8 protein-coding genes are annotated in these 14,348 nt (G+C 70.4%); 3 read left to right on the top strand and 5 right to left on the bottom strand.

The genetic code is table 11. The annotated features are described in order from the left end of the window. Positions 1 to 450: 450 nt before the first annotated feature. Positions 451 to 3,606, bottom strand: a complete 3,156-nt coding sequence (putA, locus tag BLQ43_RS08735; protein ID WP_090019822.1) for a bifunctional proline dehydrogenase/L-glutamate gamma-semialdehyde dehydrogenase PutA — start codon at positions 3,604 to 3,606, stop codon at positions 451 to 453. A 202-nt stretch (positions 3,607 to 3,808) separates the two neighbouring features. Between putA and BLQ43_RS08740 the strand changes: the two genes are divergently transcribed. Next, positions 3,809 to 4,393 carry a cupredoxin domain-containing protein gene (locus tag BLQ43_RS08740; RefSeq protein WP_090019826.1) on the top strand — a complete coding sequence of 195 codons (585 nt, stop codon included), beginning with the start codon at positions 3,809 to 3,811 and terminating at the stop codon, positions 4,391 to 4,393. A gap of 374 nt (positions 4,394 to 4,767) precedes the next feature. After that, a complete protein-coding gene (locus tag BLQ43_RS08745) occupies positions 4,768 to 6,468 on the top strand; it encodes a tetratricopeptide repeat-containing sulfotransferase family protein (protein ID WP_143006211.1) in 1,701 nt (566 codons plus the stop codon). Here BLQ43_RS08745 and BLQ43_RS14380 read toward each other — a convergent pair. Continuing rightward, positions 6,448 to 7,191, bottom strand: coding sequence for a hypothetical protein (locus tag BLQ43_RS14380; RefSeq protein WP_143006212.1), 744 nt, complete (start codon positions 7,189 to 7,191; stop codon positions 6,448 to 6,450). The two genes, BLQ43_RS08745 and BLQ43_RS14380, sit on opposite strands and share 21 nt — an antisense overlap. Before the next feature lie 15 nt (positions 7,192 to 7,206). On the opposite strand from BLQ43_RS14380, the gene BLQ43_RS08750 reads away from it, so the two are divergent. Then, positions 7,207 to 10,353 (top strand): Ig-like domain-containing protein, encoded by a 3,147-nt coding sequence (locus BLQ43_RS08750; RefSeq protein ID WP_143006213.1) that lies wholly within the window; start codon positions 7,207 to 7,209, stop codon positions 10,351 to 10,353. 69 nt (positions 10,354 to 10,422) lie between these two features. On the opposite strand, the gene BLQ43_RS08755 is transcribed toward BLQ43_RS08750, so the two are convergent. From BLQ43_RS08755 to BLQ43_RS08765, 3 genes are all read right to left on the bottom strand, one after another. Next, complete coding sequence (locus BLQ43_RS08755; protein WP_090019831.1) at positions 10,423 to 12,129, bottom strand: ABC-ATPase domain-containing protein; 1,707 nt, start codon at positions 12,127 to 12,129, stop codon at positions 10,423 to 10,425. 37 nt (positions 12,130 to 12,166) lie between these two features. Next, positions 12,167 to 13,603, bottom strand: a complete 1,437-nt coding sequence (locus BLQ43_RS08760) for an RsmB/NOP family class I SAM-dependent RNA methyltransferase (protein ID WP_090019833.1) — start codon at positions 13,601 to 13,603, stop codon at positions 12,167 to 12,169. Between the two features lie 329 nt (positions 13,604 to 13,932). Beyond that, positions 13,933 to 14,286, bottom strand: a complete 354-nt coding sequence (locus BLQ43_RS08765; protein WP_176758597.1) for a response regulator — start codon at positions 14,284 to 14,286, stop codon at positions 13,933 to 13,935. Positions 14,287 to 14,348 lie beyond the last annotated feature (62 nt).

The raw sequence follows: 14,348 nt of genomic DNA on the forward strand, positions 1-14,348 counted from the left end.
CGGGCATGATGTCGGTCCCGGCCCGTTTCGGTCCGGCCTCGTCATGCCCGAGCAAGGCGGCGGTACCACATTTGCCGCACAGCCGCCATTCGGCTCCGGCGGCCCGCCCTCATCCATAAAAATTCTTTCAAAAATCATAAGCGAACGCCAAGAATTTGTCGTGGGTAGACGCCCGCGCGAATCAAAATGCCCGGCGCGCAGGTCGCGCCGGGCAGGGGCTGATACGCATGCGTAATGAGCGGAACGCATGGCCTCATTCTGTCTTTGCGTGCCGCTGGCGCGCGAGCCCGTCTTCGACGGGCTGTCCTCCTAAAGGTGGACAGGCGCTTTCAGCGCCTCGCACGCTTCAGCGTGCAAAGGACCCTGGCGAGACTCCGCTGCTACATCCTCGGCTTGTCGTAGGTTCCGCTCAATGAGCGACCGTATGACGAGGCGCTGGCTTGGGCTCCGTTACCGCGGCAGATCCTCGTCCAGCGCCAGCAGCGAGGCGTTGCCGCCCGCCGCCGTGGTGTCGATGGTCAGCGTGCGCTCGGTGGCGAAGCGGTAGAGGTAGTGCGGCCCGCCCGCCTTGGGGCCGGTGCCGGACAGGCCCTCGCCGCCGAAGGGCTGCACGCCCACGACCGAGCCCACCATGTTGCGGTTTACGTAGGTGTTGCCCGCCTTCACGCGGTCGGCGACGTAATCGACGGTGTTGTCGATGCGCGTGTGGATGCCGTGGGTGAGGCCGTAGCCGGTGGCGTTGATCGCGTCGATCACCTCGTCCAACCGTCGCTTGTCGTAGCGCACGACGTGCAGCATGGGGCCGAAGACCTCGCCCTGAAGCGCGTTCATCCCCTCGATCTCGAAGGCCGCCGGGGCGACGAAGTTGCCGTGCTCGCCGGCGCCGTCCAGCGGCGCGCGGCGCAGCAGCTTGGCGTTGCGCTCCATCGCGCGGGCGTGACCGTCCAGCATCTCCTTGGCGTCGGGGCTGATGACGGGGCCGATGTCGGTGCGCAGTTCGCCCGGATCGCCCAGGCGAAGCTCGTCCATCGCGCCCGTCAGCATGCGCGTCACGCGGTCGCCGATGTCGTCCTGCACGAAGAGCACGCGCAAAGCGGAGCAGCGCTGGCCGGCGCTCATGAAGGCGGACTGCACGATGTCCATCACCGCCTGCTCGGGCAGGGCGGTGGAATCCATGATCATGGCGTTCAGCCCGCCCGTCTCGGCGATGAAGGGGATGATGGGCCCGTCGCGCTCGGCCAGCACGCGGTTGATGCGCTTGGCCGTGTCCACGCCGCCGGTGAAGGCCACGCCGGCCACGCGCGGGTCCTTGAGCAGCGGCTCGCCCACGCTGGGGCCGTCGCCCGGCAGGACGTGGAAGACGTCCTCGGGGATTCCGGCGCGGTGCAGCACGCGCGTCATCGCCGCCGCCATGAGCGGCGTCTGCTCGGCCGGCTTGGCGACCACGCAGTTGCCCGCCGCCAGCGCCGCCGAGGCCGGGCCGGTAAACAGCGCCAGCAGCTGGTTCCACGGGCTGATCGTGGCGAAGACGCCGCGCCCGTGGAGATACAGCTCGTTGCGCTCGCCCGTGGGGCCGGGCATGCGGATGGGCTCGGCGAATTTGCGGCGCGCATCCACGGCGTAGTAGCGCAGGAAGTCGATGGCCTCGCGCACCTCGGCGACGGCGTCGGGCACCGTCTTGCCGCCCTCGCGCACCGTCAGCCCCATGAACTCGCCGAAGCGCTGCTCCAGCTCGTCGGCCGCGCGCTCCAGGGCGGCGGCGCGCGCCTCGACGGGCGTGCGCGCCCAGTCGGGGTGGGCGCGCGTGGCCCGCGCCAGGGCGGCGTCCACGTCGTCCGGCCCGGCCCAGTGGGCCTCGCCGACGACGCGGCGGCGGTCGGCGGGATCGACGATCTCGGTGGGTGTGCCGCGCCGCCGGGCCTGTCCGCCGACAATGGGCGCGGCCTCCCAGCGTTGGGCCGCGGCGCGGTCCATCTCGCGGCCCAGGGGCGCCAGCTCCTCGGGATCGGCCAGATCGACGCCGCGCGAATTGACGCGCTCGGTGCCGAAGAGGTCGCGCGGCAGCGGGATGTGCGGGTGGCGGGCCCGCTCGGTGCGCTTCACGGTGTCCACGGGGTCGGCGACGATCTCGTCCACCGGCACCTTCTCGTCGGAGAGGTGGTTCACGAAGGAGGTGTTGGCGCCGTTTTCCAGCAGCCGGCGCACGAGGTAGGGCAGCAGATCCTCGTGCCCGCCCACGGGCGCGTAGATGCGGCACGGGTAGCCGTAGGCGTCCGGCGGCACGATCTGGTCGTACATCGCCTCGCCCATGCCGTGCAGGCGCTGGAACTCGAAGTCCGTGCGCTCGCCCACGGCGTCCATGACGTAGGCGACGGTGTGGGCGTTGTGCGTGGCGAACTGCGGGTAGATGTGCTCGCTGTGCGCCAGCATGCGCTGCACGCAGGCAAGGTAGGAGACGTCGGTGTTCGCCTTGCGCGTGAAGACGGCGTACTCGGACTCCCCGCGCTCCTGGGCGTGCTTGATCTCGGTGTCCCAGTAGGCGCCCTTGACCAGGCGCACCATGAGCCGCCGGCCGTCGCGCTTGGCCGTTGCCGCCAGCCAGTCCAGCATCGGCGCGCCGCGCTTCTGGTAGGCCTGCACGGCGCAGCCCAGGCCCTGCCAGTCCTTGAGGTCGGGGTCGGCGGAGATGGCGTCGATGACGTCGAGCGAGATGTCCAGGCGCTCGGTTTCCTCGGCGTCGATGCACAGCCCGATGTTGTGCTTGGCCGCCGCGCGGCAGATCTCGCGCAGGCGCGGCAGCATCTCGCGCATCACGCGCTCGCGCTGGGCGAACTCGTAGCGCGGGTGCAGGGCGGAGAGCTTGACCGAGATGCCGGGGCCGTCGATGGGCCCGCGCCCGTTCGAGGCCTTCCCGATGGCTTCGATCGCGTCCAGGTAGGCGCGGTGGTAGGCGTCGGAATCCGCCATCGTGCGGGCGGCTTCGCCCAGCATGTCGTAGGAGTAGCGGTAGCCGCGCTTCTCCGCGCTCTTCGCGCGGTCCAGGGCCTCCTTGATGGTGCGGCCCATGACGAACTCGCGGCTCATGATGCGGATGGCCTGCATCACGGCCGAGCGGATGAAGGGCTCGCCGGAGCGGTGGATCATCCGCCGCAGCACCGCGCCGTAGTCGCGGCGCTTGGAATCGTCCAGGCGAACCACGCGGCCCGTCAGCATCAGCGCCCAGGTGGAGGCGTTGACGAAGATGGAATCGGAGTGGCCGAGGTGGGTTTCCCAGTCCGCCGTCGCGATCTTGTCCGCGATCAGCTTGTCCATCGTGTCGTTGTCGGGTACGCGCAGCAGTGCTTCCGCCAGGCACATGAGCACGACGCCCTCCTGCGAGGACAGCTCGTACTCGTGCATGAAGGCCTCGATGCCGCCGGGCCGGTGGTCTTCGCGCACGCCGCGCACCAGCCGGCGGGCGGCGTCGGTGACGCGCTCGCGCGCGTCGGGGGCCAGTTCCGCTTCATGGCGCAGGGCCGTGACGACGCTGTCCTCGTCGGCGTGGTGGTTGGCGCGCACGGCGCGGCGAAGGGGGTCGGCTTCGGCGAGCTTGGGGTCGATGATCATGCGCGTCGTCTCCTGCTGCGCCCCGGGATGGATGCCTGCCCGCGGTAAGGCTCGCGGACATGGTGGGCCGACACCCCGGTCGAGGCAACGGCTCTTGCCCCAGGTCAATCGCGGCTGGCGACGCTTGACCTTCCCGCGCGGTCAGGCATCAGGAGTGCGCACCAGGCGTCCCCCGACCGGGGCGAACACGGAGACACACGGCATGCGACACACCACGACGGCCATCGCGCTCGCCCTGGCGGCGGCGTTGACGAGCAGCCCGCTCTGGGCAAACGGCAACGGCGAGACGCAGCACCAGGGCGAGCACCACGACGGCGGGCACGGGCACGACGGCCACGGGCACGACGGTCACGAAGACGACGGCCACACCGGGGAGGGCGGCCACGGCCACGACTTCGCCCTGGGCGAACCCGGCGATCCAGGCGAGGTGGACCGCACGGTGAAGATCGAGGCGAAGGGCATGGGCTTTTCGCCCGAGCGCATCTCGGTACAGCCGGGCGAGACGGTGCGCTTCGTCGTCCACAACCGCGGCCAGCTGCGCCATTCCTTCCTCATCGGCACGCGCGCCGAGCAGCGCGCGCACGAAAAGCGCATGCAGGGGATGAGCCGGGAGCAGCTCGCCAGCCACGACGATCCCAACATGCTCATGCTGAAGCCGGGGGAGACGGGAACGCTCGTGTGGACGTTCGGGGACGACGTCCGGGGCGACGCCCGCTTCGCCTGCCACATTCCCGGCCACTACAAGGCCGGCATGCGCGGCGATTTCCGCATGAAGGGCGGGCACTGAGGCCCGTTTTCACGGGACGCGGGGCCGACCCTGCCACCCCGCCCGTCATTGCCCGCTGACCACCGGATCGAGTCCGGTGGCATGCGCGGGCAATCCCGCCCGGCGCGGTGACTCCCGGCGGGGTGGCTGAACCTAGCCGACCGTGCGTGCTGCTGCTCTATCCGTCGCCCGACCAGTGCATGGTCATCGCATGCGGAAAACGATGCGCCGCCATCCCGCGCCCGAAAACGCGTGGGTGGAACCTGTTCGAACGTTCCTTCGAAATACTCTCGATCCGCAATTGAGCGTTTCCGGCACCGGGTGCTTGCCTTTTCAAGCATCTTTTCGGTGCTTTTCACCTCGGCACGGAGTGCGTGTTCGCCGTGTCCGAATGCATGGACGCAAATCACGTTGACGCTGCCGGCCGAACGCGCCGGTCGCTCGCGGCGTTTGCCGAGCACAGCGAGGCGTGGCGGTTGCGGGCGCACGCGCGGACGGCCGGCACCGCGAGCGCCTGGCGGGAGCTGGCCGACACCCTGGCCCGCCGCGCCCGCCCAAAAGGTGCGTTGATCGCCTACACGCGCGCCGCCCGCCGCGACCCCATCGAGGTGCGCGCCCGCCACGCGGCGGCCGAGCTGCACCGCGAGGCCGACGACCCCGCCGCGGCGAAACCGCTGTACCACGCCATTCTCGCCATCAACCCGCACGATCCGGACGCTTGCGCGCGCCTCGGCGCGATCCTGGCCGAGGAGAGCATGGCGCACGCGGTGCCGGCCGAAGGCTACCTGCGCCGCGCGCACCACCTGGGCGCCGAGCCGCGCGAGGCCCTGGTGCCGTTGTGCCGTCTGCTGGCGGCGCAGGAGCGCGATCGCGAGATCGTCCAGCTCACCGCGGGCCACACGGACACGGCGACGGTCGACCAGCGCCTGCAAGCCCAGGCCGCGCTGGGCGATCTGGACGGCGCGGCGGACACCGCGTGCGCGGCGCTGCGCGCCCATCCCCACCACCCCGTCGCCTGGTACAACCTGGCCGCGCTGCGCCGGTACACCCGCGCCCCCGCGGAGGCCACGCGCGACCACGGCGGCGACGCGCTCGCCTGCGTGCGCGAGAAGGCCGAGCGGTCCACGGGCGAACTGCGCGAGGCCTACGCCTTCGCGCTGGCCGGCATGTTGGAGGGCGAGGGGCGCTTCGCGGACGCCTGGGCCTGGTACGAGACGGCCAACGCCAGCGTGCACGCGCGCCTGGGCAGCGACGTGGCGGCGGTCGAGGACGCGGAAACGCGCACGCTGCGGACGTTCACCGCGAGCACCCTGGACCGGCTCGGACGCGCGGGCATCCGCACGTCCGGCGCGGTGCCCATCTTCATCGTGGGCATGCCGCGCTCCGGCACGACGCTGGTGGAGCGGCTGCTGGCGGCCCACGACGCCGTCGCGCCGCTGGGCGAGCGCGCGGACCTCGTGGAGGCGCGCGACCACGCGCCCGTCATCGGCGACGGCCGGGATCTGCCCTGGCCGGAACGCGCGGCCGTGGTCTCGCCGCTGACGACCGGGGCGACCGCGGGCAGCTACATCAAGCGCGTCAACGCGCTGACGCCGCCGGCCACGCGCTTCGCGGTGGACAAGCACCTGGCCAACAGCCGCCTGATCGGGCTGATCGCGGCGGCCCTGCCGCAAGCCCGCATCGTCCACGTGCGCCGCGATCCCCGGGACATCATGGCCAGCTGCTTCACGGCGCGGTTTCACCGCGGCCTGTCGTGGAGCTTCGACCTGGACGACATCGCGCGCCGCCAGGCCAGCCACGACCGCCTGATGGCGCACTGGCGGCGCGTTTTGCCCCCGGCGCGGCTGCTGGAGGTGCGCTACGAAGCGCTCGTGCGCGAGCCCGACCGCGTGGGCCGCGATATCGCGGATTTCTGCGGCTTCACCTGGAACCCCGGCGCGGCGGGCGGCCACGCGGCCACGGCCGCGCCCGTGCGCACCTCCAGCGTGCGGCAGGTGCGTGACGCCATCTCCGAGCGCTCCGTGGGCCGGTGGCGGCGGTTTCCGGGGCTGGCCGCGCGGTTCGGCCAGGACGCTTTATCCCCGGACGGTGCGTAATATGAGCGCGCGCCGCGCCGAAGCCAGCGAGGTGTTGTCATGGTGAACCGCTTCGACACCGCCGATTGGACGTTCAAGGGGCACGCGGGTGCGGTCCGCGATATCCAGCACACGTTCGCGGGTGGTTTTCTCACCGCGGCTGAGGACGGCACGGCGCGCAAGTTCGTCGAACAGCCCGACGGAAGCGTCACCACGGCGTGGGTTTTCGACGCGCACGCCGGCACCGTGACGGACGTCGAGCGCACCGCCAGGGGCGACTTCGTCAGCGTCGGAAGAGACGGCACGGTGCGTGGCTTCTCGGAAACGGCCGACGGAGGCGTGCGCGCCGACTGGACCGTTTCCGCCGGCACGGGCGACGTCGTTCCCCTTGGCGGCGGCACCTTCGCCGTGGTCGACGGCGCGAGCGTTCGCAAGTTTGCCGTCGGACCGGGAGGCGGCGCCACCACGGAATGGACCTTCGACGGCGCGGGCGAGCAGGTCACGGGCGTGGAAACGACGGCGGACGGCGGGTTCGTCGCCGCGTCCCGCGACACCACGGTGTATAAGTTCGCCGAGACCGGGGGCGGCGGTGTCGCGCCCGAGTGGACCTTCGACGCGCACACGGACGCCGTCGAGGATGTCGAGGTGACACGGGGCGACAGCTTCGTCACCGCCGGCGCTGATGGCACCGTCCGCAAGATCGGACCCGACGGCCCGGCGTGGACGTGGCGCCCCGACACCCATGACGCCACACCCCCCGTGGCGAAGGACGTGGAACAGACCGATGACGGTGGGTTCGTGGCGGCCTTCGGCGAGCCCGACAGCGGCCGGAGCACCGAGATTTTCACGTTCGAGCCCACAGGAAACGGCGATTTCCGCACCGATTGGACGTTCACCGGCAACGCCGCCTTCGTCTTCGACGTCGAACAGACTCGCGACGGCGGCTTCGTCAGCGCGGCCGCAGACGAAACCGTGCGTAGGTTCACGCCGCCCGAGCCGCTCAGCGGGACGCCGGGGGATGACACCCTCGAAGCGGATGCAGACGGCGTTACGATTTTCGGCGGCGCAGGCGACGACATCTTAACAAGCAAATTCAACAACACCGCGCTGAATGGCGAAAAAGGCAACGACGACCTGACGACCGATCTTTCGGTCAGCACGGATTCAGCTGAAGCGCTCGAAGGCAGCACGACACAGAACGGTGGTCAGGGCGAGGACACCCTGGAAGCCACGGTTCGGGCCGAGGGTGGCAGTGAAGTGCGCGCAACGACGAAGCTGGACGGCGGCGATCAGCGCGACACAATTACCGCGAATGCCGTGGCCGCCCGAAGCGGCGAGACGGACTTGCTGGAAACCGTCAATGAAATCGATGGTGGCGGGGGCGATGACACCATCGATGCATCTGCGGTTATTAATCTCACAAGTGGGACGTCAAATGCCAAAAATGTAATAAGTGGCGGAGGCGGCAATGACGATATCGAGGCAACCGCGGAACTTGATGGTGCACCCTCGGAGAGCAGCGTCACCAACATCGTCGATGGCGGAGGTGGTCATGACACGATCAGTCTCAAAGCGATCGGAGATTTTCACGGACTGACGACACAGGCCCTCAACGAGGTCACTGGCGGAAACGGCAAAGACGAAATCACGGCTGAAGCAAAAGTTCAGTCGAACGGTGGCCGGACGGCAACGAACGTGCTGGAAGGCGGCAGCGGCGACGACACGCTCACGGCGGAGGGTTTCGGCAATTCCAACACCAGCGGCGCAGAAGTCTTGAACACCCTTCGCGGCGGTTCCGGCGACGATACAATGGTCGCTGACGGCAAGACGATTAACAGCTTCGGCACGGTCGAAAACACGCTGCGTGGCGGTGACGGCGACGATGAGATGCGCGCGACCGGCGAGGTTGTGCGTGGGAGCCAACCCGAAGGCACGGTGGAGAACGATCTCGCTGGCGGAGATGGCAACGACATTCTGACCGCCACTGTCGTTCAAGCCGAGGAAGGGCGCAGCGTGCTCTCCGGCGGCGCCGGCAACGACGAACTCACGGTGAACGGTGGCGATGCCAATGAGCTGGATGGCGGACGCGGCCAGGATACCCTGATCGGCGGAAGCGGCGACGACCGCCTGGACGGTGGCAAGGATGACGATACCCTGGTTCTGAGCGCGGGTGCCGATACCCTGATCGGCGGTGCCGGGACGGACACGGTGGAGGTCAGCGGCAGCCGCGACGATTATGCCTTCGAAGACGACAAAAGCACGCTCGTCGCGCCGAACGGGGACGAGAGCACGCTGCAAAGCGTGGAAGCCGTGGCATTCGAAGATACGACCGTCAGCCTCGGGCAAAATTCGCAACCCCCCAACGCCAACGACGACAACGCCACCACACCGGCCGGCGAGGCGGTAACGATCGACGTTCTGGCGAACGACAGCGATTCCGACAGCGACGAGTTGACGATTGAGGATCCTGGCGAGCCCGCCAATGGCACTGCCGAGGTGGCCGCCGGCAACAGCATTCGCTACACGCCGGATGCCGGTTTCAGCGGGACGGAAACGTTTACGTACACGGTGGCCGACAGCGCGGGAAACACGGCCAGGGCTGAGATCGCAGTGGCCGTGGAAGATGCAGACGGCGGAACCGGCAGCGTCGGCCCCAACCCGCCGCGCAGCGAGGGGTTGAACATCGTCGTCACCAACGGCGAGGCCCAGACGCTGCGCGTGCCCTTCGCCGCCGATCTGCGCGGCACGGCCGCGGACGAGACCGTGCAGGTGCCGGCCGGCGGCACGCTCGCCTTTGGCGGCAACACGGGCGACACCGTGGAATTCGCGGCGCCGCTGGATGCTTTCGAGGTCTCCGCCTCGGGCAACACCATCACCTTCGCCAACGGCGAAACCGAGGCCACGATCGCGCTCAACGGGGACGTCGATCTGGCCTTCGCCGACGGCGGCACCACCGCCACGATCCAAAGCGGAGACGGCGGCTTCACCACCCGCCTGGGCTCGCAGACCCTGGACGGCGATTTCAACCCGGGCGCCATCTTTCTCGACCCGGATGCGGCGTCCGCGCTGTCCGGCGGGCCGGCCAACACCCCGCCGGCCAGCAGCACGCCCAACCTGGTGGTCCTGAACGGGGAATCGCAGACGCTGCGCGTGCCCTTCGCCGCCGAGGTGCGGGGGACGGCCGAGGCCGAAACCGTGCAGGTGCCCGACGGCGGCCTGCTGGAATTCGCCGGCAACACGGGCGACGAGGTCGAGTTCGCGGGCGACCTGGCCGATCACGGCTTTTCGCAGAGCGGCAACGTCGTTAGCGTGACCGGGCCCTCCGGCACCCGCGCGGACGTGGCGCTCAACGCGGACGTGAAGCTGGCCTTCGCCGACGGCGCGACCACCGCCTCGATTGACGGCCAGACCGCGCGCGTCGGCGGGCAGGCTCTGGACGATACCTTCGATCCGGGAAGCGTTCCCCTGGATGCGGACGACATCTCCGCCCTGGCGGGTGCTGGGGGCAGCACAGGATTGCCTGAACGACCGCCATCGCAGGGCGGCCGCGGTCCGACGGTTGTGCAGGCCGGCACCGCCGAGAGCGACAACATCAACGGGAACCAGGATGCCACGATCTCCGGCAACGGCGGCGAGGACCGCTTCATCGTCAACCAGGAGGACACGGCCGTCACGATTGACGACTTCGCGAACGGCGATCAGGTGTTCTTCGGCGACGGCCTGACCGAGGGCGACATCTCCGTCACGAACGGCAGCTTCGGCGACGGCGAGCTGCAGCTCGCCGGCGGCCAGGCCAGCGTGACGCTGACGAACCTGGCGGACGATGAGGATGTCATCCTCAACCCCGGCGACAGCGATACCGGCTTCCAGGGGGTCTTCGGCGACGACGCCTTGGCGTTTGGGTAACGGGGCAGCAAGGCGCCGGCACCTGGAGCGGCATGCGCGCCGCATGGCGCGCGATGCCGCCCTACAGCGCTATCCAGTTTTCAAATTCCTCAGGCGGTTCAACGCCGCGGCCAGCTCGGTGCGGCGGAAGCGGGCAAGGTCGCCGCGGGCTTTGCCGATGCCGTCCAGGCCGCGCTCGGCGAGGCGCTGCTCGATGCGGTCCAGCACCTCCGGGATGGGGCGGCCGCGGAACTGGTTGTCGCTGGTGAGCGTCATCAGGGCCTCGGCCACGGCGCGCGTCTGGCTTTCGTCCACGAGCTGTTCGACGGCCGTGAGGTCGATGTCGTCCAGGCCGATGGAGATGGCGTGGGCGTGCGGCACCTTCACCTTGGGCGGCTTGTCGCCCTTCCCGGTGATGCCGGTGCCGCGCAGGGTGCGGGTGCGCGGGCGGCCGAAGGCCTCGCCGCCTTCCTCGCTGCGTTCGGTGCGGTGCTGATCCACGATCTCGCGCGCGCGCTCGGTGACGTCCTCGGGCCGGAAGGCCTGCATGGCGAGCACGGTGTCGGCCTTGTCCAGGTAGTCGCCGGAGCCGCCGAGCACGAGCGTCGTGGACACGCCCAGGTCGTCGTAGAGCTGGCGCACCTTGTCGATGAAGGGCGTGATGGGCTCCTGGTCCTTGGCGATCAGGGCCTGCATGCGCCGGTCGCGGATCATGAAGTTCGTGGCCGAGGTGTCCTCGTCCATGAAGAGGCCCGTGGCGCCGGCTTCCAGCGCCTCCACGATGTTGGCCGCCTGCGAGGTGGAGCCGGAGGCGTTGGGCGAGGAGAAGGCGTCCGTGCGCGCGCCGCCCGGCAGGTCGTTGATGAAGGGCGAGATGTCGGCGTCGGTGACGCTGCGGCCGTCCTCCGCGCGCACCTTCACCGCCATGGGATCGGCGACGACGAACTCGCGCCCGTCGTCCGGCACGTGGGTGTAGACGCCGCGTTCGACCGCCTGCAGCAGCGTGGACTTGCCGTGGTAGCCGCCGCCCACGATCAGCGTCACGCCGCGCCGGATGCCCAGGCCGCCGATCGAGCCGCCGTTGGGCCGCTCCAGGGTGACGCGCAGGCTGTCCGGGCTCTCGAAGGGGATGGGGCCGTCGGTCATGGGGCGGTCGTCCACGCCCGAGCGGCGCGGCAGGATGGCTCCGTCGGCGACGAAGGCCACCAGATCGTTCTCCCCGAGCTGGGCGCGCAGGGCGTCGGCGTCCTCCGCGACCTCGACGTGGCGCTGGAGCGCGGTCGCATCGAGCGCGGCATACCGCAGCGTCTCCCGCACCAGCTTGGGCACGTCCTGGCACAGCATCTGCTCCGCCTCGCGCCCGGCGATGGAGCGGCCCTGCGCCGGCATCCCGGCGACGAAGCGCGCCTCCACGCCGCCGTCGTCCAGCAGCACGACGGCGCTGCGCTCCAGGATCTCCTGGCCCGGCATGTCCATGGCGATGAGCCCGGAGGAGCCGGAGCCGCGCGGCTTGGCGAGCTGCTTCGCGCGGGAAGCGAAGGCGCGGGCCAGGTAGTCGCGCAGGGCCACGGCACGGCTGGCGCTGCTCCGCGTCGTCTCGGGGAAGGCGGCCGTCTCGGCGGCCACGCGCACGCGCAGGCGCGAGGGGCTGCCGAAGGGATCGCCCTGGACGTGGTCGACCAGCAGCTCGAAGCCGTCGAAGGTGTAGCTGCCAACGATGTCCTTGTAGGCCTTGTAGCCCTTGCCATCGATGCGGCGCAGGGTCTGCTGCAAGCTCTGGCGCGTCGCGGCGCGCATGCGGCCTCCGTCGTCGTGGCGGGCGGCGCGGTCCGGATCAGCGCATCCAGGCGCGCGGGAACTGGCTTTCGATCGTGGCCGGGGTGTCGCCGTCGCCGGGGTGCAGGAAGCCCACGCCCAGGCTGACGCCCTGGAAGTGCAGCAGCACGTGGCCGCGCCCGTCGCACGCCGCGAGCTGTTCGGGCCGTGGCTGCACCGCCTGGCGCGCCTGGTAGGCGTCCACCTGCGCGCGGTCCAGCGCGACCACGTTGCGGCTCGCGGCGTCACCGAGCATGAGCGCGGCGGCCGTCGTGGGCTTGGGCCAGCGCGCGCCGCGGCGGGTGAAGGGCACGCCGCTGGCCGTGGGGCGGGGCCGCCCCGGCGGGCGGTGGTCCTCGGCCGTGGCGTGAACGTGGTCCCCGGCTTCCCACAGCTTCAACCCCGAGAGGTCCGCCGGGTCGAGGCCGAAGCGGTGGACGAGCGGGTCGAGGATGGCGGTGCGGTCGGCCGGCTCGCCCGGCGCCGCCGGTTCGACCTCGGCCGGATCGGGCGCGTAAACCGTCGCGTTGGCCGGGCGCTCCAGGGCGATGGCGAAGAAGCCGCCCGTGCCGCTGCGGTGGGGCCACAGGCGCACGGCGTTCTCCACCACCTCCTGGTCGAAGGCGTGGTCGCCCCAGACCGCCACGCCCGGATCGGCGGGCAGCGAGCCCACGTTCACCTGGACGGGATAGACCTCGCCCGGCAGGTCGCGGAGGACCGACTCGACAACGGCCTCGTTTTCCTCGGGCGCGAAGCTGCACGTGGAATAGACGATGCGCCCGCCGGGCCGGGTGAGCTTCACCGCACGGCGCAGGAGCGCGCGCTGCTGGCCGCCCACCCAGTGCCGGAAGGTCCGCTCCGAGCGCTCGTAGCCCGCGCCCGAGCGCGCGTTCGTGCCCTCGGCGGAGCAGGGCGCGTCCACCAGCACGCGGTCGAACATGCCCGCGGCCAGCGGGAAGTCCCCGGCGTCGTGGACGCAGGCCGTGAGGTTCACCAGCCCCAGACGCTTCATCTTGTCGCGCACGGCGGCGAGGCGGCGGGAATCCTTGTCGTTCGCCAGCACGGTGCCGGTGTTGCCCAGCGCCATGGCGATCTGGGCCGCCTTGCCGCCCGGCGCCGAGCACAGATCGAGCACCCGCTCGCCCGGCTCCGGCGCCAGCAAGTGCACGGGCAGCAGCGAGGCTTCCTCCTGGATCTGGTACAGCCCCGCCTGCGCCGGCCACCAGCCGCCGGGGCGCGCGGGCGGCGGCACGCGCAGCGCCCCCTGGGTCCAGTGCACGGGCTCGATGGGGCAGGCGTCCGCGTCCAACAGCGCGGCGAGGCCGTCGGCGCCGATGCGGTTGCCGTTGGCGACGACGCAGGTGGGCCGCGGCTCGGTGGTGGCGCGCACGAAGGCGTCCCAGTCGCGGATCAGCGGGGCGTAGCGGTCCAGCGCCGCGCCGTGGGTGCCGGCCATGGTTCCTCCCAGCAGTCGATCGCCGGGATATAGCCCATGGCGCGGCGGCTGTCAGGGGCGGGCTGGTTGTTATACGCGTGCCCAGTGAGCGACACGCACCGCAGGCCTCGGGTTATCAGCGGAATCGCGTTAAGGTTCTTTGCTCGCTGAAGCGTGCGAGGCGCTGAAAGCGCCTGTCCACCTTCAGGAGGACAGCTCGCTCGCGCGTTGCACGCCTGTCGGCGTGCGAGCGTTGTGTCCCGCGCCTGCGGCGCGCACAGCCCGTTGGGCTGGTTAACGGCGCGCAAAGACAGAATGAGCCCATGTCGTCCGCTCAGTGAGATGGGGTATTAAGCTGTGGCGAGGACGCGTTGGAGTGTTGCCACGAGGTCGTGGGCGTCGACCGGCTTGGCGAGCATGGCGGCGGCGTGCTCGCGCCCCTCGCGCAGAACCCGCTCGAAGCGGCCGGAGAGGTAGACCACGGGCACGCCGCGCTCGGCGAGCTGCGTGCCCACGAAGAGCCCGTCGAGCTGGCCTTCCAGGTAGACGTCCACCAGCGCCACGTCCGGGCGTTGGTGCTCCAGCACGCGGAAGGCGTCCACGCCGCTCGTGGCCGGGCCCAGCAGCGCATACCCCGCTTCGGCCAGGTTCAGGGCCACGGACTCGGCGAAATCGCGGTCGTCTTCGACCAGAAGCACACGCACCGACATACGCCCAAGGTAGGACGCATCCGGTGGTTCGGCGTGCGAACGCTGCGTGGCAGGTG

It is taken from the genome of Limimonas halophila (genome assembly GCF_900100655.1).
Taxonomy (GTDB): domain Bacteria; phylum Pseudomonadota; class Alphaproteobacteria; order Kiloniellales; family Rhodovibrionaceae; genus Limimonas; species Limimonas halophila.